At 37.9% G+C, this 26,180-nt stretch carries 23 protein-coding genes and 2 other annotated features; of the genes, 8 read left to right on the top strand and 15 right to left on the bottom strand.

What is annotated here, in order from left to right:
• Window positions 1-183 precede the first annotated feature (183 nt).
• Window positions 184-1,332 (bottom strand): acyl-CoA dehydrogenase family protein, encoded by a 1,149-nt coding sequence (locus NST02_RS11915; RefSeq protein WP_095306316.1) that lies wholly within the window; start codon window positions 1,330-1,332, stop codon window positions 184-186.
• A 151-nt stretch (window positions 1,333-1,483) separates the two neighbouring features.
• A complete protein-coding gene (locus NST02_RS11910; RefSeq protein WP_340949074.1) occupies window positions 1,484-5,254 on the bottom strand; it encodes a S8 family serine peptidase in 3,771 nt (1,256 codons plus the stop codon).
• 314 nt (window positions 5,255-5,568) lie between these two features.
• Here NST02_RS11910 and NST02_RS11905 point away from each other — a divergent pair, with 314 nt between their 5' ends.
• The 3 genes from NST02_RS11905 (at window position 5,569) to NST02_RS11895 (ending at window position 8,531) form a co-directional block, all read left to right on the top strand.
• A complete protein-coding gene (locus NST02_RS11905; RefSeq protein WP_095306318.1) occupies window positions 5,569-5,664 on the top strand; it encodes a YjcZ family sporulation protein in 96 nt (31 codons plus the stop codon).
• A gap of 225 nt (window positions 5,665-5,889) precedes the next feature.
• Window positions 5,890-6,639, top strand: coding sequence for a type I 3-dehydroquinate dehydratase (gene aroD, locus NST02_RS11900; RefSeq protein WP_095306319.1), 750 nt, complete (start codon window positions 5,890-5,892; stop codon window positions 6,637-6,639).
• 323 nt (window positions 6,640-6,962) lie between these two features.
• Window positions 6,963-8,531 carry an IS1182 family transposase gene (locus NST02_RS11895; protein WP_137744929.1) on the top strand — a complete coding sequence of 523 codons (1,569 nt, stop codon included), beginning with the start codon at window positions 6,963-6,965 and terminating at the stop codon, window positions 8,529-8,531.
• Between the two features lie 104 nt (window positions 8,532-8,635).
• Here NST02_RS11895 and NST02_RS11890 read toward each other — a convergent pair whose 3' ends face one another.
• The 8 genes from NST02_RS11890 to trpE all read right to left on the bottom strand — a co-directional run bounded on the left by NST02_RS11890 (window position 8,636) and on the right by trpE (window position 16,212).
• A complete protein-coding gene (locus NST02_RS11890; RefSeq protein WP_095306320.1) occupies window positions 8,636-9,718 on the bottom strand; it encodes an AI-2E family transporter in 1,083 nt (360 codons plus the stop codon).
• A 120-nt stretch (window positions 9,719-9,838) separates the two neighbouring features.
• A complete protein-coding gene (gene trpA, locus NST02_RS11885) occupies window positions 9,839-10,618 on the bottom strand; it encodes a tryptophan synthase subunit alpha (protein ID WP_095306321.1) in 780 nt (259 codons plus the stop codon).
• On the bottom strand, window positions 10,615-11,817 hold the full coding sequence (gene trpB / locus NST02_RS11880) for a tryptophan synthase subunit beta (protein WP_095306322.1): 1,203 nt from the start codon (window positions 11,815-11,817) through the stop codon (window positions 10,615-10,617). Before trpB ends, trpA begins: the two co-directional genes overlap by 4 nt.
• Window positions 11,814-12,431, bottom strand: a complete 618-nt coding sequence (locus tag NST02_RS11875) for a phosphoribosylanthranilate isomerase (RefSeq protein ID WP_095306323.1) — start codon at window positions 12,429-12,431, stop codon at window positions 11,814-11,816. Before NST02_RS11875 ends, trpB begins: the two co-directional genes overlap by 4 nt.
• The gene (trpC, locus tag NST02_RS11870) at window positions 12,428-13,219 is read right to left on the bottom strand and encodes an indole-3-glycerol phosphate synthase TrpC (protein ID WP_137743104.1); all 792 of its coding nucleotides are present in this window, start codon (window positions 13,217-13,219) and stop codon (window positions 12,428-12,430) included. Before trpC ends, NST02_RS11875 begins: the two co-directional genes overlap by 4 nt.
• Window positions 13,220-14,245: an anthranilate phosphoribosyltransferase gene (gene trpD, locus NST02_RS11865; protein WP_340949072.1), complete on the bottom strand. Its 1,026-nt coding sequence runs from the start codon at window positions 14,243-14,245 to the stop codon at window positions 13,220-13,222.
• Window positions 14,246-14,827 carry an anthranilate synthase component II gene (locus NST02_RS11860; RefSeq protein WP_212933282.1) on the bottom strand — a complete coding sequence of 194 codons (582 nt, stop codon included), beginning with the start codon at window positions 14,825-14,827 and terminating at the stop codon, window positions 14,246-14,248.
• On the bottom strand, window positions 14,824-16,212 hold the full coding sequence (gene trpE / locus NST02_RS11855) for an anthranilate synthase component I (protein WP_340949071.1): 1,389 nt from the start codon (window positions 16,210-16,212) through the stop codon (window positions 14,824-14,826). Before trpE ends, NST02_RS11860 begins: the two co-directional genes overlap by 4 nt.
• Window positions 16,213-16,418: 206 nt before the next feature.
• Window positions 16,419-16,668: a binding site (T-box leader), on the bottom strand.
• Between the two features lie 45 nt (window positions 16,669-16,713).
• Window positions 16,714-16,966: a binding site (T-box leader), on the bottom strand.
• Window positions 16,967-17,187: 221 nt separating this feature from the next.
• On the opposite strand from trpE, the gene NST02_RS11850 reads away from it, so the two are divergent.
• Complete coding sequence (locus NST02_RS11850) at window positions 17,188-18,441, top strand: MFS transporter (protein ID WP_340949070.1); 1,254 nt, start codon at window positions 17,188-17,190, stop codon at window positions 18,439-18,441.
• Window positions 18,442-18,521: 80 nt separating this feature from the next.
• On the opposite strand, the gene NST02_RS11845 is transcribed toward NST02_RS11850, so the two are convergent.
• Complete coding sequence (locus NST02_RS11845) at window positions 18,522-18,800, bottom strand: alpha/beta fold hydrolase (RefSeq protein WP_235879425.1); 279 nt, start codon at window positions 18,798-18,800, stop codon at window positions 18,522-18,524.
• A gap of 461 nt (window positions 18,801-19,261) precedes the next feature.
• On the opposite strand from NST02_RS11845, the gene NST02_RS11840 reads away from it, so the two are divergent.
• The gene (locus NST02_RS11840) at window positions 19,262-19,810 is read left to right on the top strand and encodes a DJ-1/PfpI family protein (protein ID WP_095306327.1); all 549 of its coding nucleotides are present in this window, start codon (window positions 19,262-19,264) and stop codon (window positions 19,808-19,810) included.
• Between the two features lie 70 nt (window positions 19,811-19,880).
• Here the strand turns inward: NST02_RS11840 and NST02_RS11835 are convergent, their stop codons facing one another.
• A complete protein-coding gene (locus NST02_RS11835) occupies window positions 19,881-20,675 on the bottom strand; it encodes a DUF2935 domain-containing protein (protein ID WP_340949068.1) in 795 nt (264 codons plus the stop codon).
• A gap of 312 nt (window positions 20,676-20,987) precedes the next feature.
• Here NST02_RS11835 and NST02_RS11830 point away from each other — a divergent pair, with 312 nt between their 5' ends.
• Window positions 20,988-21,521 (top strand): DJ-1/PfpI family protein, encoded by a 534-nt coding sequence (locus NST02_RS11830; RefSeq protein WP_095306329.1) that lies wholly within the window; start codon window positions 20,988-20,990, stop codon window positions 21,519-21,521.
• A gap of 294 nt (window positions 21,522-21,815) precedes the next feature.
• On the opposite strand, the gene NST02_RS11825 is transcribed toward NST02_RS11830, so the two are convergent.
• From NST02_RS11825 to NST02_RS11815, 3 genes are read right to left on the bottom strand one after another with little or no spacing between them, the layout of a single operon-like run.
• A complete protein-coding gene (locus tag NST02_RS11825; RefSeq protein ID WP_340949067.1) occupies window positions 21,816-23,684 on the bottom strand; it encodes a PTS fructose transporter subunit IIABC in 1,869 nt (622 codons plus the stop codon).
• Window positions 23,681-24,607: a 1-phosphofructokinase gene (gene pfkB, locus NST02_RS11820; RefSeq protein ID WP_095306331.1), complete on the bottom strand. Its 927-nt coding sequence runs from the start codon at window positions 24,605-24,607 to the stop codon at window positions 23,681-23,683. The genes NST02_RS11825 and pfkB overlap by 4 nt, the downstream gene beginning before the upstream one ends.
• The gene (locus NST02_RS11815) at window positions 24,604-25,353 is read right to left on the bottom strand and encodes a DeoR/GlpR family DNA-binding transcription regulator (protein WP_095306332.1); all 750 of its coding nucleotides are present in this window, start codon (window positions 25,351-25,353) and stop codon (window positions 24,604-24,606) included. The genes pfkB and NST02_RS11815 overlap by 4 nt, the downstream gene beginning before the upstream one ends.
• A gap of 196 nt (window positions 25,354-25,549) precedes the next feature.
• Here NST02_RS11815 and NST02_RS11810 point away from each other — a divergent pair, with 196 nt between their 5' ends.
• Both NST02_RS11810 and NST02_RS11805 read left to right on the top strand, forming a co-directional pair.
• Window positions 25,550-25,879, top strand: a complete 330-nt coding sequence (locus NST02_RS11810; RefSeq protein WP_095306333.1) for a hypothetical protein — start codon at window positions 25,550-25,552, stop codon at window positions 25,877-25,879.
• 84 nt (window positions 25,880-25,963) lie between these two features.
• A complete protein-coding gene (locus NST02_RS11805) occupies window positions 25,964-26,143 on the top strand; it encodes an H-type small acid-soluble spore protein (protein ID WP_095306334.1) in 180 nt (59 codons plus the stop codon).
• Window positions 26,144-26,180 lie beyond the last annotated feature (37 nt).

Raw genomic sequence — 26,180 nt, 5'->3', positions numbered from 1 at the left:
AGAGGATTACCTTTTTTAGATCAAATGGCCTGATGCCTCTTCAAGTTTGGGAGATTTTCAAATATACCAGCTTGCTGGAGAAGGATAAATACCGATTTTCGCTTCATAAAGATAACTCAAAAAAGCAAGTGGAAATTTCTTCACTTGCTTAATGTTATAGGCACTTTAGCTAGGATTTTCTTTTCAATTGTCGGCAAGTGCTTTTCTGGCCAATGCCTGTATTGTCATATCATCCATCGGTGGATTATGGAGTCCTGCCCTCACATCACGATAATAGCGTTGAAGGGGATTTTGCTGAGACAGGCTTCTAGCTCCCACGATTCGCATTGCCAAATCAACTACTTCGATCGCTTTGTTTGTCACCGCATATTTAACAGCACCAAGCTCAGCATTTAAGCGCATCCTTTCCACCTCTGCTAAAGCATCCCATTGCTTCGCAACCGAATAGAGAAAATGCTTAGCTTCTAAAATTCGCAGCTCCATTTCACCTACTCGCTGTTGGACAGCAGGAATATCAATAATCGTTCCTGAAATACTGTTCGGTGAGTAAGTTTTGGCAAAATGGATCGCATACTTTTGTGCAGCCTGAGCAATTCCTAAATAACAGGCAGGAATATGCAACAACCAACCATTCGCTCCTTTCTGTCCAGGAACAAATCGCTCGACATATTCATCACTTAATACTTCAACATCCATTAAAACTAGATCATGGCTCCCTGTTCCTCTCATCGCAACGCTATCCCATGTTTCTTCTATGATTATACCAGGAAGAGAACGATGGATAAGAAAATTCCCAACCTCATCGGATTCTTCAATGCTTGCGCTAACAATAAAATAATCAAGTACTGGAGACATGGTCGTAAACGTCTTGCGACCATTTATGATCCAGCCATTTTCTGTTTTTCTGGCAATCGTCGTCGGTTTTCCGCCTCTTGTAGGACTTCCTGTTTGAGGCTCGCTCGCTGCCCCATTTAATAAAGCACCTTTTTTGACATCCTCCATCACTCTTTTAAAAATTTCCTCACGCCATAACCTTTTTTCTGCAAGATTTTTTACTATCCCCATATGCCAACCGATCGCTAAAGCGGTTGCTCCATCACCAATTGCAATTTGCTCCTGTAGACGGACTAATTCATATAAAGTGATTTCTTCTCCACCGTATTTTTTTGGTACCGTTAGTTGAGTGTACCCTGAAGCTTTAAGCTCTTTAATATTTTCAAAGGGAAAAGAAGCTTCTTCGTCAACCTTTGCTGCTCTCGTTCTAAACTGTTCAGACATTTCTCTCATTAGTTTTAGCTTTTCTTCAAATGTCCTTGTCTCTTGAAATCGCATATCTAATCCCTCACTCATTAATCCTACTATATTAATAGGAATTATTCTTATCACTATTATGGATCAAATTAATTTATTAAACAATAAATTTACAGCAGAACGACAAAAAAGCAGAGAGAATGTTCAAACTCACTCTCTCTGCTCTTTATGTTTATTTTTTATCTTTTTTTGGCTTCTCTTTCTTGGGAGCTTTTTCTCCCTTTTTCAATTTATAAAGCTCTATTGTTTCAGTCGTTTTATTCCCTGCAATATCTTCTGCTTCGAATGTAAAAATATTCCAACCGTCTTTTAGTTGTAAAGTATAGCCAGAAAAGACTTTGTCAAAGCCTCTCATCGCATATGGAGCCTGCAATTCTTGATAGAACTCTTCACTTCCATTGAAATAAAAGCGAATTACATCAAAATTATCTATAACTCGAATGTCTATAACTGGATTTTTCGAATTATGCTTGATGTATTGATCTTTTGGTAATCCACTTACTTCCAAAACTGGAGCGGTGCTATCTACAAATACATCCCTCTTAATGGAAAACTCATTTCCGGCATAATCAATCGCTCTTACATCCAATCGATGGAAATTATCTTCTACTTGAATAGTGGCATCAAATTCATAACGACCAGTAGATTCATTGAATTGGAACGGAATTTTTTCACCTGCGATGGACATTTCCTTTAAGCCAGATTCCTTTTCAATCACATAGCCGTTCACATGCAATTCACCCGAATTAAAAACCTGTAGTGCTTCTGGGTTTTCCAAATAGACAAATGGCATTGTTGTATCGTTATTGCTTCCTTCCACTGTTTCCTCCGTTACATTTCCAGCATAATCATAAGCTATAACAGTTACCTCGCCCTGTGCTACTTCCTGAGGCAGAATGTACTCAGTCGTATCACCAGAAAGCGGCGTCTCAAGGATGGAGTCTTCATCTACTAATAGATCAATATAGGCAATGCCTGAGCCGTTTTCATTATCTTCAACATTCAATATTAAAGTAGTTTCCGCTAATTCCGCTTCAATAGTTGGAGCTACCGTATCAACAAGTACAGGGATTAAGACAGACTGCCACTCTGCATCTGGATAATCAACGACAGCACGAATTTCATAATAGTATTGCCCATCATCTGCGGTTGCATTTTCAATGGTTCCATCCCATTGCCATTGTGAATTTAACGTATAATGCGGATTTAAACCACCATCATAATAGTTTTTTCGTATTTCATTTTCAGTTCGTAGCTTTCTTAAACGATTTCCATCCTCATCGAGAATCGCTAATTCTACTTGTTTAGCATTTCGAAGGAAAGATAAAACAGGAATAAACTCATCTTGAATATGATCTCCATTTGGAGAGATCGCAATATTTTCTTTTGAGATCGTTTCTGTAATCGGGTTGTAGCCTAAATAATTATAGCTATCTTCACCTGCGTTATATACAGCTCCTCCCATTCCATAAAAGGACTGATCATCATAGACCATTCCATCCATAATTGGAGCTTGATCCCAGTTTCCGTTAAAGCCAACATATGGAACTGTTAAAGTTGGATTGACGTCTGCCTGATCCTTCATCGTTACAAACCCTTCAACAAAATATCCATTAACAAAGACGTCTTTAGCCGGGATTAACTGACCTGTTGATGGTTCTACAACTGTCGCATTCGATAAATCTGCTGTGACCGAAAAGGTAACTGCCCCATTCGCCGGAACAATGATTTCAGTTAAAGGCTCACCGTTTATCAAAATACTGGCATCGCTGAGCGGTGCAGCTTCCAAAGCATCCGGTTCATAACCTAATTCGCCCCAGCCGGCAAAATCAGTTTGCAGATTTGCTGAAACATCATAGCTGACAGCTTCGTCACTGTAGTTTTTGGCAGTTAGGGTAAACTCAAATTGATCGTTTATTTCTTTTAATGCTACCTTTCCTTCTTTGGTACGGCTTTCTGTAACAATAACTGGTGATTTTAAAGCAGAATGAAGCTGCATAATTCCTGCCCCTTGTCTTCTTGGAGAATACGGGTTATCCCAGCCAAATACTCCATTGACAAAGCCTTGATCCTTAATAGGCGCAGAGGTATTTAAAAGCAGGTTTTTTGCGATATTAACCCTCTCAAAACCGATCACGCCAAATTCATTATCAACCCTTTCCAGTACAAGAGCAGCGCCACCGGAAACATGAGGAGCCGCCATTGATGTTCCGCTTTTCATCCCATACTGATTATTTTCAAGGGTTGAGTAAATTTGTCCACCTGGTGCGGTTATTTCCGGTTTAAAATCTAGGTTCGGAGTTAACCCCCAAGAGGTAAAGTCACTCATTTTTCCACCTTCAGGGTTTGGAGCAGTCGTTTTTTCTCCGTTAAATGTAATCGAGATGGCTTGTCCAGACTGAATCGCGGATGCTAATTTATCACCGTCCGTTTTAAGCATAAACAGCTGAGGAATGGTTATAGCAGCATCTGTTGCCATATTGACATAACCATCAGTATTATTGTAAATAATAACTCCCACTGCACCAGCATTTTGGGCATTTATTGCTTTATCAACAAAGGAAAGCTCTCCACGTTGAATTAATACATACTTTCCAGCAACATTCGTGAGCTCTTCCGGATAACCTAGTTCACCATAAACAAGGTCGAATGTGTTTACTTCATCATCATTTGGATGAGTATTCCCAGCGGAAAGGAATGGTGCTTTGTCCTCTTCTCCATCAATGACATAATTGACTGCATCCAAATCCATAAATGTATTTTCCACAGAAGCGACTTGAAGAGAATCGTAGGCAAGTCCTGGAGAACCGGAAACACCAATATCAGGATTAGATGCTAATGGATTTGCCCAACCGTTACCAAGATGGGCTGAGTTCCCTGCAGATATTGACATGACAACTCCATTTTCAACTGCTCTTGTAATGGCTTTCTGTTCCATTGTCTCCGCTGAAACAAAGCCTGCCGTTGAACCGAGACTCATATTTAACACATCTGCACCTAAAATAATTGCGTCATCTATTGCCTTTACATAAATATCCCCGTAAGTTGTCGTAATATTGGGATCATTGCCAAAGACCTTCAAAGCTAATAACTGCGCTTCTGGAGCAACTCCTTTTATTCCCCCATTATCCTCGTTGCCATTTGCTCCAACTGTTCCCGCAACATGCATTCCATGCATGGAGGCACCTGGAGCGATATCACGAATAACATTGTTTTCATCCATATAATTATATCCGTAAGGGACTTTTTCAGAAAAATATTGTCCTTTAAGACCGTTTTCTCTTATATATTTATTTACATCATTTTTTTTCAGTGCTGCCTCTTTTTTTGAAGTAAGAACCATATCCTGATGGGACGGATCAAGTCCGGTATCAATAACGCCGACTATTTTTCCTTCACCCTTGAAGCCATACTCTCTCCAAGCCTCTTGAGCTTGAACAAGCTCTTTACTATACACCATATCTGGAGAATCTTGTGGACGCTCATATTCCAATGTTATTTCAACTTCAGAAACTTCTGGTAGCTTTTCTATTTCTTCAATATCCCCATATTTAACTTCCGCACTAAATCCGTTTAAAACTGTCGTAAATGTTTCCTTCTCACGAAGACTTATCTTCTTCTTTTTGACTTTTTCCTTCACTTTATTTTGTTCTTCCAGCTTTGCAGCTTTCAAATTATTCTTTGTTGCCTCTGGAAGCTCTTTATAACGTTTTCCCCGCTTTTGCGCATATTCAATCGCTGGCTCCGTTTTCATCTCAACAATAACCCGCACCGTATCGGATGGATCATAGTGCTGTTCGTACTCAGATTTTTGTATAGATTTACTTGCAGTGATAGCTCTTTGTGTACTTTCCTTGTGCTGTGGAAGACTTGCACCAGAGGCGGAAGTAGTGAAAAAAAGTAATACAATTAATAAGATCGATAACGCTTTAAGCTTCTTCATAAGGCCCTCCTTTTTTAGGGAAAAGTATATAAATTCAGAATATTCTTGTTGTATTTTAACGTTATCATAGGAGCAAATTTCTTTAATAGTGGCTGAGGACTCAAAGATTTATAAATATGCTAGTTAATTTGGATTATTTTTGAAATAATCCCAGTTTACTAACATAATAGTCAAAAAACAATCCTTTTCACCTATTTCATAAATTTAGGCGATTGGAGTCGTTTACTTGTCCAACCCTCTTTTCTTATTCGTCATATGATATTAGGGAAACAGCTTCCCCTATGCTGTTTAGTTGTAAACTGGAGGTGATCTTAATGAGTTACGAACATGGTGGCAATTCAAAATTCGCGTTAATTGTTGTTCTATTTATTTTGCTAATTATTGTCGGAGCTAGCTTTATTGGTTACTAAACTGAAAAAATAAAATATCTTTGCCTCACCAGTTTGCATTGGATATTAACTTTGTCTGCACTCTGAAGCGCCTTTTTTGGCGCTTTGGACATATTTATTGCATCATTAAGTGTAGACAAAGCAACTGCAAGATCGTTCAGCCTCTAGATAAAACTATTTTCAAATGTTATGATTTCTAAAAACAAAAGTTTCATTTATTAGCGGTAAGGAGAGAAGCAATAGACGATGAGGAACAAAATTATCTTGAATAAACATCCATACATATGCACACCTATAGTTAGCAAGACGAGAAATGAATTGTTAATAGAGGCAAGACGAGTAAAAGAGCATGCCCCCGATCTCATCGAATGGAGAGCAGATTACTATGAAGATTTACAGCATGCTGAAAACGTAATTGCACTTGCCTATGATTTAAAAGCAGAAATAGGAAACATCCCCCTTCTTTTCACAATCCGTTCAGAAGCAGAGGGAGGAAATCCCATCCCCTTAACTGATCGCGAGTTAGATCATTTGCTCGAATTAATATGTAAAGAAGCACCGATTGAACTTATTGACTATGAATTACAGCGTGATACTGATGCAATTTCACATATTCGGTCGATCTCAGAAAAAAATGGAAAACTTTTAATTTTATCGTATCATAACTTTGAATCCACACCTTCAGCAGAAGAGCTCCTCATTATTTTAAGAAGAGCGGAAATTTCAGGTGCAGATATTGGGAAAATTGCGGTCATGCCCCATAATCTTACCGATGTTCTCCAATTACTTAATGCGACCGATGAAGCGAAAAAACTCCTTTCTATTCCAATTGCAACAATGGCAATGGGTAAAATGGGCGCAATTAGCCGTATGGCTGGTTGGATATTTGGGTCCCAACTTATTTTTGCTGTCGGTGACAAAAGCTCTGCACCCGGGCAAATTTTAATTGAAGATTTGCGCACCATTATGAAAACTATGAAAAAATATCAAGCTTAGGAACAAAAGAAAATTCATCAAAGAACCTACCTATAGAGTCAACCGCAATAGAAATGCTAAATAGATTCGAAAATGTTCTAGGTGCGTTAAAGCTTCATACATTTGACAGCTTTAGATATTTACTATTTAACAGAATTAAGCTATCATTTTGCCAAAAAAACAAAAAGAGGGTGGGACAAAACCCATCTCTAAAATGAAAAAGCCAGTGAAATTTTACGACACGTAAAATTTCACTGGCTTTGATTCATTTTTGTATAAAAATAAGGACCTCTTCTGATAAAATTAAGTCACCACAACCAAATCATACAGAAAGAAGGATCCTTATGTTTAAAAATTATAACATGAATCAATTAATTTTGCCTTTAGATTTAGAAGTAAAGTTACAAAAAAATGATATTGCCTTCCATATACATCACTTAGTGGAAAGTATTCCACCTGAAGCCCTTGAACCATTTTTTCGAAATGAGGGGTGCCCTGCTTATCATCCACGCATGATGTTAAAAATTATCTTATGTGCTTATTCGCAGTCTGTCTTTTCTGGTCGTAAAATCGAAGCCCTTTTAAAAGATAGTATCCGTATGATGTGGCTAGCTCAAGGATATGAACCAAGCTACCGAACAATTAACCGATTCCGTGTTCAACCTCAAGTGAAAGATCTCATTCGCCAAAGTTTCGTCCAATTCCGTTGTCAACTTGTACAAGAAGAACTAATCGATCAAGAAGCGATTTTCATTGATGGGACCAAAATCGAAGCGAATGCGAATAAATTTACATTCGTGTGGAAAAAGTCGATTGAAAAATATCACAAAAGCTTAATTGAAAAATCAAATCAACTGTACAATGAGTTACTTGAAAAAGAGATCTTACCTGAAATTGAACGAGAAAGTGATGAGCAATTATCACTTGAAGAACTCGATCAAATGATTGAAAAAGTAGATGAAGTCATTACGGAATATGACCAAAAAATAGAAGCATCATCGAGCGTAGAAGAAAGAAAAGCATTAAGAAGTGAACGAAAATATCCAAAGCAAGTGCGTAAGCAGTTAACTGATTATCTTGTACGGAAACAGAACTATCAACGGGACTTTGAAATCTTGGGTACACGTAATAGTTATTCGAAAACAGACCTTGATGCAACATTCATGCGAATGAAAGATGATTATATGAAGAATGGTCAATTGAAAGCAGGTTATAATGTACAAATCGCAACGGAAGGTCAATACACACTTGCGTATAGTATATTTTCAAATCCGACAGATACACGTACGTTAATTCCATTTCTAGATGAAATCGAGAAAGGTTATTTCGAATTACCGAAGCATATTGTGGCAGATGCAGGTTATGGCAGCGAACAAAACTTTAATGATATCCTTTCAAACAGAAACCGAGAAGCACTAATAACGTATAACATGTATGTGAAGGAACAAAAGAAAAAACATAAACAAAACAAGTTTAATCCAGACAACTGGCAGTATGATGAAGAAAGCGATACATACACATGCCCAAATCACAAACGCCTTTTATTTAAATATCGCTCTGAACGTACGGATAAAACAGGCTTTAAACGGGAATTTAAAGTCTATGAATGTGAAGAATGTTCGGGCTGTCCATTCCGTTCATCATGTACCAAGGCAAAAGAAGGCAACCATCGAAAACTAATGGTGAACGAAAAATGGGAACAGCAAAAAGAATATGTGAGAGCGAAGCTTTCAGAAGAGAAAACAGGTGCCATCTATCGAAAACGCAAAATCGATGTGGAACCAGTTTTTGGATTCTTGAAGGCTAATTTGCGTTTCACTCGATTTTCTGTACGAGGAAAATCGAAGGTAGAAAACGAAATGGGTCTCGCGTTAATGGCCGTGAATTTAAGAAAATTCACGGCCATTAACTAAGGTAATAGAAAAATGAACACACAAAAATAGAGAAAGGTGAATTTGAGTACCCTCAAATTCACCTTTCTCATTATTTGAAGCTAGTTATGTCCCAGCTCCTTTCTCTACGCTGTTCGATAAATTTTCACGATATTAATGACAATCACTTTAACGATAGAGTACAGTGGAATAGCAAATATAACCCCGACAATCCCCACTAAACTTCCAGCTGTTAACACGAGCACAATGATCGTTAAAGGATGAATATTTAAAGTCTTGCCCATAACATTTGGTGAAATGACATTCCCTTCAAGTTGCTGCGCAATTAATGTAACAACTGCAACATATACAACAAGAATTGGCTCTTGAAATAAAGCAACTAATAGAGCGGGAATAACAGCAATAAACGGTCCTAAAAACGGGATAACATTTGTGAACATCCCAAACACTGCCAAAACCAAGGAGTAATTTAAACCAATAATAGAATAGCCAATAAATAAGAGAATCCCTAAAATTAGACAGACTAACATTTGTCCCTGAATATACGTGGCAATTGTTCTATCCATATCTTTTAAAATGGCCAATACGTTTTCTTTTTTCTTTTTCGGAAAGAACGCTGTAACACTTGTTGAAAAACGTTGACCATCTTTTAGCATATAAAAGAGAATAAACGGCACCAGCACAATGCCAAATAGAATATTTATAAAACCGCCGATTACTCCAAATACTCCTAATATCCCATTTGCAATATTGCCGACATTGTCCTGCAACCTTGACTCAATATCTTGACTGGCAGCTAGGAAAGCATCTTGTATGAAGCTAGGAAAGGTACTGCGATTCTCTTGAACATACTCTACCCAATCCATAACGGTTGATATCATCGCCGGCAGATTATCGACAAATCTTTCGAGCTGATCATTTATTGGTGGAGCAATTAACTTTATAATCCCATATACAAATAAGATGATCGCAAAATAAGCTGCAATAATCGCTAACCACTTAGGGCACTTTTGCTTGACAAGATAAGTAACTAACGGACGACATAAATAATATAAGATTCCTGCCAACACAAATGGAAGAAAGATTGTCTTCAGTAAAACCATAACAGGTTCTAAAAGAAAATTATTAACATTTAGCAAAAACATAATCAGTAAAAATAAGATGATCGCAATCATTATTCGAAACCATCTTTTTTCCGTTAACGCCATTTACAAAATCACATCCTACACTATCCAAAAGTTTACCTCTCTTGAATATATCAATCTTTTCATAAAAAATCCATCTAAAACTGATGTATAAAGAAAAAAAGCGAATGATACTCCACCCGCTTAAATTTCCATCATTTTTATTGACTTAATTAGCTTTTCGATTTCATCAAGGTTATTTTTGTGAAATAAATCAACGATCTTACTTCCTACAACAACACCATCACAATATTGACTGATCTCTTGTGCCTGTTCAGAGGTTGAAATCCCAAATCCGGCAAGCACTGGCAATGAGCTTATTTCTTTTATATTTTTCAAGTAATTCTCTACTTGGGCATGGAACTTTGCTCTTGCTCCAGTAATACCCGTTACGGTAACAGCATAAAGAAAGCCTTTGCCTTTACTCGCAATCTCTTTAATTCGTTCATTGGAACTCGTTAATGTCACGAGACGGATAAGTTCGATATCAGCAACTTCAAAATGAGGAAGTAGCAGGTCCTCTTCTTCAATAGGCAAGTCTGGTATAATGCAACCGTCTACCCCTGCTTTACTGGCATCTTCAATAAAAGAGGCAATGCCATAAGCGTAAATCGGATTCATATATGTCATCACAATGATTGGAATTGAAACAATTGGTCGAACGTTTAAAATGGTTTGAAGCACTGCCTTTAAAGTAACCCCTTCGTTAAGTGCACGTAAACCCGCAGCTTGAATCGTTGGTCCATCGGCAACTGGGTCAGAAAAGGGGATGCCAATTTCAACAGCCGTCGCCCCACATGATTCAAGAAAAACAATCCGTTCCATCAACTTTTCAAGTCCCCCATCGCCCGCCATAATGTAGGGGACAAACGCTTTTTCATCTTTTTTCTTTAAACGCTCAAATGCTTTGGTTAATCGATTCACTCTTGTTCCCCCTCCAATCTCGCCTTTACAGTTTGAACATCCTTATCTCCTCGACCAGATAAGCAAACAACAATGCTCTCCTCCTTGCCCATCTTACTTGCAAGCTTGATCGCATAAGCAACAGCATGTGAACTTTCTAAAGCTGGGATGATGCCTTCTAATTTGCAAAGAAGCGTTAATGCCTCTAATGCTTCATCGTCTGTGATGGAGTGATACTCCACTCTACCAATATCTTTTAAATAGCTGTGCTCCGGTCCTACTCCTGGATAATCAAGCCCAGCTGAGATGGAATGCGCTTCTTGAATTTGTCCTGCTTCATCCTGTAATAAGTACATGAGTGCTCCGTGCAGAACACCTGGTTTTCCTTTTGTTAATGAAGCAGCATGCTGCTCTGTGTCAACACCAAGACCAGCAGCTTCAACTCCATACATTTTAACTTGCTTTTCTTCAATAAACGGGTAAAACATGCCCATTGAATTGCTGCCGCCGCCAATGCAGGCCACTAATGCATGGGGCAATCTTCCTTCTTTTTCCATAAATTGTTTTTTCGTTTCTTTCCCAATGACACTTTGAAAATCACGAACCATCATAGGAAATGGATGGGGACCCATAACTGAGCCTAAAATATAATGGCATTCCTCAACATTAGAAACCCAGTATCGCAATGCTTCATTACATGCATCCTTTAACGTTTGACTTCCGGAAGTCACAGCTTCAACCTTTGCTCCTAAAAGTTCCATACGGAAAACATTCAATCGCTGCCTTTTTATATCCTCTGCTCCCATAAAAATGACACATTCTAAGTTTAACAATGCACAAACTGTTGCGGTCGCAACCCCATGTTGGCCAGCACCTGTTTCTGCGACTATTTTCTTCTTCCCCATCCTCACTGCTAACAGCGCCTGCCCAATTGTATTATTAATTTTATGAGCGCCTGTATGATTCAAGTCTTCACGTTTTAAATATATTTTAGCTCCCCCGCTAAATTCAGTCAGATTTTCAGCAAAGTAGAGAGGTGTTTCTCGTCCTACATAATCCGCTAACAAAGAATGAAGCTGTGTTTGAAACCCTTTGTCCTTAACCGCTTCCTTATATGCGCTCTCCAATTCTTTCACTGCTTGCATGAGTGTCTCCGGAATAAACCTGCCACCGTATTTGCCAAAATGACCTTTTTCATTCGGTAATGTATACGTGCTCATCCTATTTCCTCCCAATTCTTGGCCTGTTCTAAAAACGAACGAATTTTAACAAAATCTTTTTTCCCATCTGTTTCAACACCGCTGCTAACATCGACCATATGAGGGGCGCCTTTTCTTATCGCCTCTGTTACGTTTTCCGGGTTCAATCCGCCAGCTAGAATCATTTTCTTGCCCCTTGCTTCAAAATTCTCTAACAGGCTCCAATCAAATTTTATTCCGTTTCCACCGCGGTATTTCCCTTTCGGACTGTCAAGAAGTACATATTCACAATCATACTCAGCAATTTTAATGATATCTGCCCTTGATTCAATGCTGAATGCTTTAATAACAGGAATTGCAAAATTCCGACAATAATTCGGTGACTCATCCCCATGTAGTTGTACAGCATCAAGACCAGTTTGCAAAATAATTTCCTGAACCTTTTCAAGCTCCTCATTAACAAAAACGCCTACTTTGAAAACTTCAGTCGGCAACTCTTTAATGATCTTCCTTGCCTCCTTTGGAGAGATTTTCCTTTTACTTTCCGCAAAAACAAAGCCAAGAGCATCTGCTCCTTGTTCAACTGCATATTGACCAGTTTGCACATCTTGAATTCCACAGATTTTTACCTTCATCGCCTAAATCCCTCACTTAATGGAAGCTTCATCGCCTTAATAATTTCACTGGGATTTTGATGCTTCATAAAGGTTTCTCCTACAAGAATCCCGTTTGCCCCTGCAGCTACAACCCTTTCAACATCTTCAATAGTGCCAATCCCACTTTCACTAATTAAAAATCGCTCTTCTTTTCGTATAAACGGTGCAAGATACTCCGTAACATCGAGATTGACCTCAAACGTTCTTAAGTCGCGATTATTAACACCAATTAAACGATTATCCGTCTTTAATACTCTCTCTGCTTCCGCCTCATTGTGAACTTCCATAAGTACGTCCAATCCCTTCTCCAGTGCATACTGATAGAGATTGTAAAGCTTTCTATCATCAAGTGCGGCAGCAATGAGAAGAACAATATCCGCCCCTGAATTTTTTGCAACATCAATTTGAATGGGATCGATAATAAAGTCCTTACATAAAATAGGATTGGCAATCAACTGTCTGACCACCTGCAAATCGTCCATTGATCCTTTAAAAAAAGTAGTGTCAGTTAGTACAGAAACTGCATCTGCACCTGCATCAACATACATTTGCACCTGAGATGCAGGATTCGAATTTATGTTAATATCCCCTTTTGATGGCGACGCTCTTTTAAATTCCCCAATAATCATCAGCTCTTTTGCATTCTCAAGCTTCTCTAACAATGAATTTCTATTACGAGCAACTGGCGCTTTCCTGACTTGACTTTCCTTAAGCATTTCTACTTCTTTTTTCTTCTCCGCTAAAATCGTTTCTAAAATCGTTTCCAACTAAATCACCTCTGTCTTCCCGGCATGGCTATTTTCAATTAGTTTTTCAAGTTTTTCCATTGCAGCTCCTGAGTCAATGCTTTCTGAGGCAAGTTTAATCCCATCTTCGATCGAAGAAGCAATTCCACCTGTAAAGATGCCAATTCCTGCATTGAGGAGAACTATATCACGATGTGCCCCTTTTTTACCTCTCAAAACGCTCAAAAGGGCTTCAGCATTTTCCTTACGATCGCCACCTTTAATAGCTTCATTACTATAAATAGAAAAACCAAGCTCTTCTGGGTGGAGGACTCGATACTGAATCTTTCCATCATCTAAAATGGCTAAATGATTCTCTCCTGCTAATGAAGCTTCATCCATAAAACCTGCACCATTTAATACAACTGCACGCTTTCTTCCAAGTGATTTTAAAACTTCAGCAAACATTTCAATTAAATCTCTGCGATAGATCCCTAGCAGCTGAAAATCCAAATCAACTGGGTTTGTCAACGGTCCAATTAAATTGAAAACTGTAGGAATCCGCAGATCTTTTCGAACCTTCATAATTCTTTTGATATTCGGATGAACGTATGGTGCAAACAAGAAGGTAATGCCCACATCCTTCAAAATCTGCAGCGAAATATCCGGATTTAAATCTAAATTCACCCCTAAATATTCCAACACATCAGCGCTCCCAGTTTTACTAGTAATGCTGCGGTTCCCATGCTTTGCCACCTTTAGTCCTGCACCGGCCATGACAAAAGCTGAGGTCGTGCTGATATTAAAGCTTTTTGAACCATCGCCTCCAGTCCCGCAATTATCAATGACTTGGGAAATTTCCGAATGATATGTTAACGCATTTGCCCTTAATGCTTCAACGATTCCAACAATTTCATCAACAGTTTCACCTTTTGTTTTTAAACCGATCATAAAAGCAGCAATTTCGCTATCTGTTGTATTTTCAGAAAAAAGATTGTTCATTGCTTCTTGTATTTCTTTTTTTGACAAAGAATCACGATCAGCTATGCGTTGTAAATAATCTCTCATTTACCTACTCCTCCTAACATCGTTCAGGAACTTATTGAGCATTTTCATACCAGCTTCTGTTCCGACTGATTCTGGGTGAAATTGAAGACCATATAATGGGTACTGCTTATGCTTAATCGCCATAATCTCGTGATCATCAGTCGTTTCACCTAATACTTTGAAATCTTCCGAAAGCGTTTCTTTTTTTATCACTAATGAATGATAGCGCATAACTTCAATTGGCGCAGGCAAATTTTCAAATAACTCATTGCCCACATGAAACATATAAGATCTTTTTCCATGCATAATATTTTTTGCTTTCTCTATCGTCGCTCCAAAAGCATAGCCGATTGCCTGATGACCTAAACAAATACCAAGAATCGGTACCTTCTCACATAAAGATTGAATCAGATCGACGCAAATCCCTGCATGTTCTGGTCTTCCCGGTCCCGGAGATAAACAAATAGCAGTTGGATTTAATGCTTTAATTTCCTCTACTGACACTTGATCATTTCGTTTTACAATCACTTCTTCGCCTAATTCTCCAAAATATTGGTAAAGATTAAAAGTAAAAGAATCATAATTATCGATGAGTAGTATCATTTCTCCTCCTCCAAATATGCTTTCAATTTATGCAGTGTTTCTTCATACTCCTTTTCTGGAATCGAATCATGCACTATTCCTGCACCAGCTTGAATATAAACAGCCTCATCCTTCATAATCATCGTTCGGATGGCAAGCGCAAAATCCATATTGCCGTTGACAGATAGATATCCGATAGCACCTGAATAAACTCCTCTTTTTATCTCTTCAAGCTCGTTAATAATTTCCATCGCCCTTATTTTCGGTGCACCTGATACCGTTCCAGCTGGCAGACAAGCTATTAATGCATCGATCGGACTATACTCTTTTTTCAACATACCACTGACTTCTGATACTAAGTGCATGACATGCTTATATTTTTCGATTTCCATATATTTCTCAACTTTAACAGTGCCAAATTCGCTAACTCTACCAATATCATTACGACCCAAATCGACTAACATTTGATGCTCTGCCAATTCTTTCTCATCATTTCTTAGCTCTACTGCAAGTTCCTCGTCTTCTTGTTTATTTTTTCCTCTTGGCCTCGTACCTGCAATCGGATTTGTAATGACCTTATTCTCTGCCACTTTTATTAAACTCTCAGGTGATGCACCAGTGACAATATAATCTTCGAAATCAAGATAATACATGTATGGAGAGGGATTTTGAATTCGTAGTTTTCGATAAAAAGAAAAAGGATCTCCGATTACTTTTGCCGTCATCCGTTGTGAGAGGACGACTTGGAAAATATCACCTTCCACAATATATTCCTTTGCTTTTTTCACTTTCTCTATAAATTGTTCCTTCGTCATGGATGCTTCAAATGAAGTGAGGTTAAAGGCTTTATCTTCCTTCGGTTTAAGCTCTGCAATTTCACTTTTTCTTGCCTGCAATCGCGCTTTTAGTTCTGTTTTTGTTGTTGATTCTAATAATGGAATGCCATACAAATATACTTTCTGTTGTAAATGATCGAATGCAATGATTTCCTCAAACATCATAAAATGGACATCGGGAAGGAAGAAATGATCAGGCAAGTCATTCCCTATCTTTTCATAATGGCGAGCGACATCATAGGAAGCAAAACCAATTGCACCTCCAATGAAGGGAATGCAGTTCTCATCATCCGCTATCACTTTTGACATCAACTGTTTCAACATTTCGAGAGGCTTTTCTGCGACAATGCGCTCAACTCCATTTGTTGTAATAACTGTTTTCGTTTCAAATCCTTTTATTTCAAATGCTGGACCTGCACCAATAAACGAATATCTACCAGAATCTTCGTGCTTTAACGAACTCTCCAATAAAAATTTCTTTCGTCCAGACAACTTCTGATAAATAGAGATTGGTGTGAGGGTGTCTCCTTGAATCGTCTCGGCTAAGATGAATTTTTCCTCTACTCTCATTAATGTGATAACCCCTTTCTTATTAATATTTCTTAAACAGTAATGACAAAAGGTGCTCTAACCTATAATGAAAAAATAGGCTATGTTGAATGATTCCGTTTATTTTTGCCTCATTTTCGTATCAACCAAGATTTCGCACGAAAATGAACCAAAACAAACCACAAAACCAAAATAAAAAAGCCCTCTATAAACGCATTGCTGCGCTTATAGAGGACGATAATATTCACCGCGGTGCCACCTCAGGTTAGAGCTTAAAAATACTCCCACTTCTTTAGATTCACAAATTTCATTGTAAATCCTATCCTTGTAACGGTGGAATTCCGTACAGCCCTACTGATCCTTTCAAGCTGTCTCTCGTAAGTCCATTCGATGAAATTGATTTTACCGGCTCCCACCTTCCCCGGCTCTCTGAAAAAAATCAAATTTTCATTTACTCCTCTTACTCAACGATGTTCGTTATTCAGTTGTCCTTATTAAAACAAAAAGGGCTTCTCATCCTAAGAAAAGGACGAGAAACCCGTGGTGCCACCTTCATTAGCTAAAATAATTAGCTCACTCATCAGTATCAATTGCAATCTGCAATGTAATACCTGTCTCTTGTAACGATGAGACTCGTTCGCCAAAGCCTACTACACATTATGATTCGGTTTGGAAGCTCTGAAGCCCATTCACTTAAAATTCAGCACTGATTTTCACCAACCATCAGCTCTCTAAAGAATCCTTTTAAGCTACTCTTCTTCGTCATCGCCATTCATTTATTGTTAATTATCATATACACATTCAGGTTTAAAGTCAACCTATTTTTATCAAAAAATTCTAATACTTTATTCGATCCATAAATAGTAAATCTTTTTTCAGTTAGTTTTTCAGCATTTAAGTAAATATTAAGGTTGGGAGTTATCAATTCTAAACTGATATGAAGTCTTCTAATTGCTGAAAAGTGTTAACAATAATAAAAAAAGGACGGAGCAAAAGATGGATTTCATTGAAAATTCTTTGACAAGCAGAGAGGATAGCAAGAAATCAAAACAATCTTATGGGAATAAATGGAGTGTTTTAGCTATTTCATCAATCCCTCTCGTCATGACGTTAGGTAATTCAATGCTCATTCCCGTTCTTCCAGCAATGGAGGACAAATTAAATATTTCTTCATTTCAATCAAGCTTAATCATAACCGTATATTCGATTGTGGCGATTATTTTAATACCAATTGCCGGATTTTTATCTGATCATATCGGACGAAAGAAAGTAATCATCCCTAGTCTGGCGATTGCTGCTATTGGTGGTCTCATTTCTGGTTGGGCAGCCTGGAAAATTAAAGATCCCTATTGGATCATCCTTGTTGGCCGTGCTCTTCAAGGAATCGGAGCAGCAGGGGCAGCACCGATTGTTATGCCTCTTGTAGGAGATATGTTTAAAAGTGAAAAAGAAGTCAGCAGTACACTTGGAATTATTGAGACATCTAACACCCTTGGAAAAGTCATTAGTCCAATACTTGGTGCATTTTTGGCAACTTTTATCTGGTTTATTCCGTTTCTGTCGTTTCCAATATTTTGTCTTATTTCCATTCTTCTAATGGCTTTGTTTGTTAGAAGAGGCAAGACCGAATACGAACCAATCCCATTTAAAGAATTTATTTATCAGCTTAAAAAGATTTTTAAAAATAATGGCAGATGGCTACTAGCGATTTTTGCTATTGGAATTATTTTAATGTTTGTCCTGTTCGGGGTCCTCTTTTATTTATCTGAAGTACTTGAAAGAGAGCATCATATTATGAATGTAAAGAAAGGTCTTTACCTCGCTCTGCCTTTAGGAGCATTATGTCTTACTTCACTCATTACCGGGAAAATCATTAAAGAAAATAAGATATTGATGAAATGGATTACTTTCACTGGCTTATTGTTAATGTCCCTCTCAATAGTGAGTCTAAGCTTTTCCGAAGGCATGTGGTTCATGATTATCATGTTCTTATTAAGCGGCATCGGCATTGGCGCCAGTCTCCCTTGTTTAGACGCCATTATCACAGAAGGAATTCAAAAAGACCAACGGGGAACCATTACTTCCATTTATCACTCAATGCGTTTTATCGGAGTAGCTGCAGGGCCGCCTGTCATCGCAATCCTTTTAAATCAACTCGAGGGAAGCCTTTTTTATATTTTAGCCATCATTGGCGTCAGCGCAGTCTTGTTAACATTATTTGCCATAAAACCAGATAAAGAAAAAAAATAGACTTCATCTTGCTTTCTATGTCAGCTAGTGGTTGAATGGATGTTTCAAGTCCATTCAACCAACTTGACTGGCACCTACCCTTATTTAAACGTTTCGGTTGCAAAACTCACAATTAATTGATTAAAAACTTTCCATTCCTTTGTAAGAACTTGATGTGAGACTTTTTTCACCACTGTAAGCTGATGAGGGTAGTTTTGATAAAATCGCAAATGATGATTAATAAAATCCTTTGCACCATAAACTAAATACAGAGGGCTATTTAATTGAGAAAGACGCTCTACACAGGAATACGTTAACGATTTTTCATAATATTGTAACCAAGCAACTCGATTCGCTTTAAGCATATGCTTAAACAGCATTTGGCTGATATCTCGCTGATTTGTATGACTATGTGCAACGCATTTAGTCGCTTTAGGAATTTGCAAGTGATCTAACAGGGCTTTAATTTCATTAGTATAGCTTTCAATGGAAATGTTTAATCTCCATGACCACTTAAATCAGGAAAGATGACACGTAAACGTTCCATGAGGCTGGTTTGAAAATAAAAAACTCTTCTTCCCATCCCGGGAGGATGAATAAAAATAATTGGAGTACCTGATCCAAAGTCATCATAACAAATATTGACACCCTCATTTTTTAAAAATCAAACCTTTTTAACAACATCTCTCCATGTTAATATGACAAACCCTCCAATTCTTCATACTAAGTTGTAAAAATGAAATAAATTTTTTATGAATAAAAAAGGAATCTGCTCCCTCTTCTGCGAATAATGTACTTTGAAAGGCAAGAGCCTTTTATAATTGGAGAGGAGGAATTGTTAATGTCAAAAAAAATTCTCATTCTTGCCGGAGATGCAGTCGAAGCATTAGAAATTTATTATCCGTATTTCCGTTGTCTTGAGGAAGGTTATGATGTACAAATTGCCGCTCCATCAAAGAAGCAGTTGCAAACGGTCGTTCATGATTTTATCGGATGGGACACTTACACAGAAAGCAAAGGATATTTAATTGAATCCCATCTTACATTTGAGGAAGTAAAAGCAGAAGCGTACGATGGATTAATTATTCCTGGGGGGAGGGCTCCAGAGTATATTCGTTTAAATGAAAATGTTCCAGCGATTGTTGCTCATTTTTTTGAAACGAACAAACCAATTGCAGCTATCTGCCATGCCAGTCTTATTTTAACCACTGTAAGGCAATATTTAAAAGACAGAGAATTGACCGCCTACATCGCTTGTAAGCCAGATGTAGAAGCAACAGGCGCTACATATATCGAGGAACATCTTCATGTCGAAGGAAATCTTGTATCAGGACATGCTTGGCCTGATTTACCTGGGTTTATGAGGGAGTTTATTAAACAATTAGGATAAAATCATTTTTACCAATGCGCGAAGAGTATAACTCTGGCGCATTGGTTTGTCTGCCTTACTGATGACAGTCTTAAATTTCTAATCTTGGTTTAGTCGGATCACATTGGGGCTGTTCAATATCTGTTGTTTCAGCAAGTTTTGTTAAATAATAACATTCTTCACGCATCATATGATCCGCCATTAAAGGAGCAAACGTACCTAGTGCTTCTTTACTTAATTCTAATTCTTCAATTTCATTTAAGAAGCCCATAAATAAATTCATTTCCAGTTGGACGTCATGATTAAATTTTTCGAGTGCGGGAAAAGTTGATAAATTTGTCCGTAAAAAGCCTGTCAATTCAACTGCTTTTAAGTAAAAAGCTTCAAAGTCCTTTGTAAATTCATCGCTTTGCCGTTTTATTTTTTTCTCAACCGTTTCCATATTGTCAGAGATGGCTCCTGCATGACCAGCACCGTCTAACAACCAAATTAAATGATGATGAAGTTCATGAAATACTGGTGGAACTTCTCCCTTTTTCAAATACTCTAACAACAGCAAGTATTCTTCCAACTCGTTAACCATATGATTAATAAATACTGGACCTAAATGAATCGTTATATCACCTGTCAAATGACGCTCAATAATATCCAATTTAAACTGCCGCAATTTCTTTACTTCCACCTCGGCTCTTTCGCTTAATTTCATTAAATCCGTTCCCTCAACCTGATGTAATAATTGGTCAAAAATTGAAATAAACGCACTTGCTTGCTCGATCAACTCTTTTTCACTCGGACCGAGTGAATCATGAATAAACCTCGCATGATCCCCTAATACTTGAAGCCAAAAACGATGTTCAAATTGTGCGGCTTGTTCATAATTTGCCATTTACGAATCCCTGCCCTTCTTCAAATTTCACCTTAATGTCATCTCATAAAATATATAGGTTCTTTTTAATAAATATGAACGTGTGTTTTTTAAATTTTGGCTTTGTTATATATCAGTATTGATTTTGGCTCATTTTTTTCTCTTTTCTGTTGACTGAAAGTCCTGTGAACTATTTCACAATAAATAAACCAAAATCTTTTTATCAACAATTCCAGTTAGAAAATACTAAATTTTATGAATTTTAAAGGAGTTTATCAAAAAATGTAGAAATTGTATAACATAGAGTGAAATTTTTTCCCAGGAGGTGCGGTAATGACAACCGGCATCTTACTTTATCCAAGATTTAGCGAATATGAGCTATCTGTCATTCTTTCTGTATTAACCCAAGCCAATCATCCGAAAATATTTATTGGATTAAATGATGAAGCAGTGAAGGGTGAGGCCGGTTTGACCTGTCTACCGGAAACAACTATTGAAAAAATACAGCTTGAACAATTACAAAGTCTGGTTCTCCCAGGTGTTGATGACTTTCAACATTTAATGGAAATCGAGTCGCTTTTTGAATTTATTCGCAAAGTATATGAACAGGATGCTGTCATCGGAGCCATTTCAAGTGCACCATTTTTGTTAGCGAAAGCAGGAATTTTACTCGATCGGAATTATACGACAGGGATTTCAAAGCAGGCGCGAGAATTTTTAGGGGTCTTTTCGGAAAAAGGGTACGTTGATGCTCCCTATGTGTTTGATAGAGGGATTTTGACGGCACGAGGTGCTTATTTTATCGATTTCGCCAATAAGTTCGGCCAGGTTTTAGAATTGGATTTTAATCGAAATTGGTATCGTTAGAAGTGCAGATGTAAAAACGGCTTCCGTGCTCAGCTTCGTAAAATCCAGCAAGGAACTGTTCTTTTTCAATGGCTTTGTTAAATAGAATTGTTGTTAAAATGATTTTGGGCTCATTTCATGTGAAACCAAAGTTTCACCAGATCAACACCGACATATAACAGAGCCTTTTCAATAATAATTCGCTGCTATTAGAACACAGTCTATGTCACTTTCTAAAAAGAGACGTTCATTTAACAACACTAAACGGCATTAAAAAACGAACAAGGCTTAGATGACCTTGTTCGTTTTTACATTTTATTTAAGAGGCTTTTTGAGCACTCCTAGCAAGATAGCTGAAACAACTGCACCGATCGCAATCGCCAATAAATACATGAACCAGCCACCGCTAACTAGTGGAATAACGAATAATCCGCCATGAGGAGCTTGAAGACCGATGCCAAAAAACATGGACAGACCTCCTGCTACTGCAGAGCCCGCCATCAATGATGGAATCACTCGAACCGGATCAGCTGCTGCAAAAGGAATTGCTCCCTCTGTAATAAAGGATAGACCCATAATATAGTTTACTTTACCAGCTTCACGGTCTTGTTTATTAAAGCGATTTTTGAAAATGGTTGTCGCTATCGCAATTCCAAGTGGAGGGACCATACCTGCTGCCATTATCGCTGCCATTGGCCCATAAACACCACTTGCTAATAACCCTGTTCCAAAAACATATGCCGCCTTGTTAACAGGCCCACCCATATCAAATGACATCATTAATCCAAGAATAATTCCTAATAAAACAGCATTACCTGTTCCAAGAGTAGAAAGCCAATCAGAAATACCTGTATTTAAAGCGGCAACTGGTTTATTGACAACATATAACATAATAAAACCAGTTAATGCAATTCCCAATAATGGATAGAGTAAGATCGTTTTAATCCCTTCGAGTGAAGCAGGTAAACCTGAGAAAATCCTTTTCAAACCAACTACTAAATAACCGGCGAGAAAACCAGCGACGAGACCACCGAGGAAACCGGCACCACCTGTCGCTGCGAGCATACCGCCAACCATCCCTGCTGCAAAACCTGGACGATCTGCAATGCTCATCGCAATAAAACCGGCTAAAATCGGAACCATTAACCCGAAGGCAGTACCGCCACCTATCGTATTTAACGCTTCTGCAATCGGGTGATAAGATGGATCAGATGGATCGGATGCGTTAACCCCAAACATAAAGCTTATGGCAATCAAAATCCCTCCACCGACGACAAATGGAAGCATATTGGATACACCACTCATTAGGTGTTTATAAATCATGGAAGCAGCACTGCGAGATTCTTGATTATTCTCTTGCTTCGCTCCCCCCTGTCCTTTATAAATCGGTGCATCTTGTTTGATCGCTCTTTCAATTAATTGCTGTGGCTTACGAATTCCATCAGCGACAGGAACTTCTATCACATGCTTCCCATTAAAACGGTTCATTTCCACATTTGTATCTGCTGCAACAATGACAGCAGTTGCATTTTCTATTTCTTCTTCGGTCAATATATTTTTTGCTCCGCCTGACCCATTTGTTTCAACTTTAATATTGATCCCCAGTTCCTGAGCTTTTTGTTTCAATGAATCAGCCGCCATATACGTATGAGCTATCCCTGTTGGACATCCTGTTACGGCGACGATAAAGTCATTTTTTCCACTCATCGACTGCTCTTCTACTTCTTTTTCTTGATCATATTTATTAATAATGGCAATAATTTCATCCTCAGTGCTTGCATGTAAAAGTTGCTCTCTTACTTCCCCATTCATCAAAATAGTCGAAAGTCTTGAAAGGGCTTCCAAATGGGTATCATTAGCCCCTTCAGTTGCAGCAATCATAAATACTAGATGCGCTCGCTCACCATCAAGTGATTGGTATTCAACACCAGACTGAGAGCGGCCAAACGCAATAGCGGCTTCACGAACCGCGCTCGTCTTTGCATGAGGGATAGCAATACCTTCTCCAATTCCTGTAGTACTCTGAGCTTCTCGCGTTAATATTGCCTCTTTAAACTGATTTCTGTCAGCTAATTTATTGGCTTGATCAAGAACTTCAACCAATTCTTCAATTGCTTCATTTTTTTCATTTCCACTGATGGAAAGTTTTATCGTTTCTTTTGTTAACAACTCAGTAATTCTCATAATTGTTCCCCCTTTACCTTTTCTATCTTTACTTGAGTCAATACTTCCTCTACTTTATCCTTCGTACATAAACCTAAGGAAAACGCTGTCGCGCTTCCACTTGCAACACTGTATCGAAAGGCCTCTTCATAGTCACCACTAAGCTCGTACTTAGCAATAAAGCCCGCAACCATTGAATCTCCTGCACCGACAGAACTCTTTAATTCCCCAGTTGGCGTATTAGATTTCAATGTCGTATCCTTATTAACAAAAATGGCACCTTTGTCTGCCAAAGACACGATCACATTTTTTGCTCCCATTGCCACAAGCTTTTGTGCATAAGGGATAGCTTGCTCCCCGCTCTCAATTTTCACATTGAAAAAGTCACCCAATTCATGATGATTAGGTTTAATGAGAAAAGGTTTATACATAAGGATGCTTTTGAGAAGTTCCTCTTCAGCATCGACTATCCATTTCACCTTCCTTTCCAGACAAATTTTAGCCAGCTCCTCATAAGTGTTTCGTGGCATTGAGGTTGGAATACTTCCAGCTAAAACAAGGATGTCGTTTTCGGTAAGGTTTTGAATTTTTTCCTTTAATGCTGTGAAATCACTTTCTAAGATGGCAGGACCTTTAGCATTCAGTTCCGTTTCCTCTTCAGCCTTTATTTTGACATTAATTCTCGTATCTTCATTAACATAAACAAAGTCTGTTTCAATTCCGTTTTTTTTCAGAAAATCTTCAATATAAGCTCCAGTAAAGCCCCCTATAAAGCCCAGTGCTCTACTATTGACACCAACCCTTTTTAACACTTGTGACACATTTATCCCTTTTCCACCGGGAAACTTCGATTCTGCGCTGGAGCGATTTAAGCTACCAAGTTCAACTTGATTTAATTTAACGATATAGTCTAAAGATGGATTTAACGTAACTGTGTAAATCATGATGTCACAACCTTTATAACTGTTTTTTCCTCATATTGTTTTTCAATATCGCGCTCTAACTCGTTCGTAATGATCGTTGCTGCTTCAATATCGGCAATTTTTGCGAATGCAACTTCTGTAAATTTAGAATCGTCAGCTAAAATGAATGCTTCTCGCGATAACGACATGGCTAATTCTTTTATGGTCGCTTCCTCCTGATCAGGGGTTGTAAATCCGAAATGAGGATGAATCCCGTTAACTCCCATAAAACATTTATCAAAACGATAATGCTGAAGGCTTGCCCAAGCGTCTCGACCAATGATGGCTTTTGTCGACGGTTTGACAAAGCCGCCAATTAAATATGTTTTTATATTTTTTTCTAATAACAATGGTAAATGCGTCATTCCGTTTGTGACTGCCACGATGTTTTCTGGAAGATGCGGGATCATTTCTAGAATGGTTGAACCTGCATCTAGATAAATAGAGTCACCTTCTTCGATTAATCCGACAGCAAATTTTGCGATTTTTTGTTTTGCTTGATGGTTTATGGATGATTTTTCAATCATGGTCGGTTCCTGTAATTTGCCTTGTAGTTTTGCTGCACCACCATGAACCCTCTTTAAAAATTTTCTATTCTCTAGATATGTTAAATCTCTGCGAATCGTTGATTCGGATGAAGCGGTAAGTTCAACGAGCTCGTGAATTTTCACTGTATTTTTCTCTTTTAACAGCTTTAAAATTTTTTCGTGTCGTTCAGTTTCTAACAAGAAACCACCTCCATTGAAGCGTTTTCATCTTTCATGTTTCTATCATACTGCAATACTCAACCAAAATCAATCATTTTCAATCAATTTTAATCAAAAACAATCATTTTCTTTCAAAAATCTTGTCATTCAATTGTTTCTAATAACGAGAAATGGTAGCATATATATGCTTCATTAATTAATAAGAGAGGTTTTATCCATGGCTAAAATAAAAACTTTTTACCGTGATTTCTTCATTATTCTCATTCTCATCATTTTGTTTTTTGGCCTATTTGGTACCATAAACGATCGAGTGATTCTTTTAATTTCAAACACAACAGTGCAAGATTTGTCGGCAAGTGCGCTCTTCCATAAAATTTTGTTTGCACTTCAAGCATTAGCACTGCTTGCAATCATATTCGTCATTTATAAAAATGGGTTACCTATTAAACGAGAAGGGAAAGAATTGACGAAAAAATCGATGGCAACCATTTTGACGGTTTCATTCATCTTTATTGTCTTTCCTTATGCTGTGCTGATATTGCTGTAATATTTCGTTTTTTATAAAATGAACAGCATAAAATATCCATTCCTCTGACAAACTAACAATGAGAAATAGGAAGGAGGACATCGGATGGATATTAAACGTATCAAACAAATATTATCTTCTTCGGCAGATATTGAAGTTCATTATAATGGTGCATCAGTTTGGATTGATCAGCTTAATGAAGATGGACAAACTGCAACCGTCCATTTAAGAGGACCTTTAGAAGAAAGAACTACCGTCGAAATTTCTGAATTAAAGGAAGTATGAGTAAATAGTAACAATTTGCCTAACCTGAAATCATATG

It is taken from the genome of Robertmurraya sp. FSL W8-0741, assembly GCF_038004005.1.
Lineage (GTDB): Bacteria > Bacillota > Bacilli > Bacillales > Cytobacillaceae > Robertmurraya > Robertmurraya siralis.
Note: the sequence above shows the minus strand (reverse complement) of the source record. Positions and strands in the feature narration are given on the sequence as shown.

What these genes read in the sequence shown, in the direction of transcription:
- NST02_RS11915 (WP_095306316.1), bottom strand. Translation starts at nt 1,332, where the DNA reads ATGCGATTTCAAGAGACAAGGACATTTGAAGAAAAGCTAAAACTAATG.
- NST02_RS11910 (WP_340949074.1), bottom strand. Translation starts at nt 5,254, where the DNA reads ATGAAGAAGCTTAAAGCGTTATCGATCTTATTAATTGTATTACTTTTT.
- NST02_RS11905 (WP_095306318.1), top strand. Translation starts at nt 5,569, where the DNA reads ATGAGTTACGAACATGGTGGCAATTCAAAATTCGCGTTAATTGTTGTT.
- aroD (WP_095306319.1), top strand. Translation starts at nt 5,890, where the DNA reads ATGAGGAACAAAATTATCTTGAATAAACATCCATACATATGCACACCT.
- NST02_RS11895 (WP_137744929.1), top strand. Translation starts at nt 6,963, where the DNA reads ATGTTTAAAAATTATAACATGAATCAATTAATTTTGCCTTTAGATTTA.
- NST02_RS11890 (WP_095306320.1), bottom strand. Translation starts at nt 9,718, where the DNA reads ATGGCGTTAACGGAAAAAAGATGGTTTCGAATAATGATTGCGATCATC.
- trpB (WP_095306322.1), bottom strand. Translation starts at nt 11,817, where the DNA reads ATGAGCACGTATACATTACCGAATGAAAAAGGTCATTTTGGCAAATAC.
- NST02_RS11875 (WP_095306323.1), bottom strand. Translation starts at nt 12,431, where the DNA reads ATGAAGGTAAAAATCTGTGGAATTCAAGATGTGCAAACTGGTCAATAT.
- trpD (WP_340949072.1), bottom strand. Translation starts at nt 14,245, where the DNA reads ATGAGAGATTATTTACAACGCATAGCTGATCGTGATTCTTTGTCAAAA.
- NST02_RS11860 (WP_212933282.1), bottom strand. Translation starts at nt 14,827, where the DNA reads ATGATACTACTCATCGATAATTATGATTCTTTTACTTTTAATCTTTAC.
- trpE (WP_340949071.1), bottom strand. Translation starts at nt 16,212, where the DNA reads ATGAGAGTAGAGGAAAAATTCATCTTAGCCGAGACGATTCAAGGAGAC.
- NST02_RS11850 (WP_340949070.1), top strand. Translation starts at nt 17,188, where the DNA reads ATGGATTTCATTGAAAATTCTTTGACAAGCAGAGAGGATAGCAAGAAA.
- NST02_RS11845 (WP_235879425.1), bottom strand. Translation starts at nt 18,800, where the DNA reads ATGCTGTTTAAGCATATGCTTAAAGCGAATCGAGTTGCTTGGTTACAA.
- NST02_RS11840 (WP_095306327.1), top strand. Translation starts at nt 19,262, where the DNA reads ATGTCAAAAAAAATTCTCATTCTTGCCGGAGATGCAGTCGAAGCATTA.
- NST02_RS11835 (WP_340949068.1), bottom strand. Translation starts at nt 20,675, where the DNA reads ATGGCAAATTATGAACAAGCCGCACAATTTGAACATCGTTTTTGGCTT.
- NST02_RS11830 (WP_095306329.1), top strand. Translation starts at nt 20,988, where the DNA reads ATGACAACCGGCATCTTACTTTATCCAAGATTTAGCGAATATGAGCTA.
- NST02_RS11825 (WP_340949067.1), bottom strand. Translation starts at nt 23,684, where the DNA reads ATGAGAATTACTGAGTTGTTAACAAAAGAAACGATAAAACTTTCCATC.
- pfkB (WP_095306331.1), bottom strand. Translation starts at nt 24,607, where the DNA reads ATGATTTACACAGTTACGTTAAATCCATCTTTAGACTATATCGTTAAA.
- NST02_RS11810 (WP_095306333.1), top strand. Translation starts at nt 25,550, where the DNA reads ATGGCTAAAATAAAAACTTTTTACCGTGATTTCTTCATTATTCTCATT.
- NST02_RS11805 (WP_095306334.1), top strand. Translation starts at nt 25,964, where the DNA reads ATGGATATTAAACGTATCAAACAAATATTATCTTCTTCGGCAGATATT.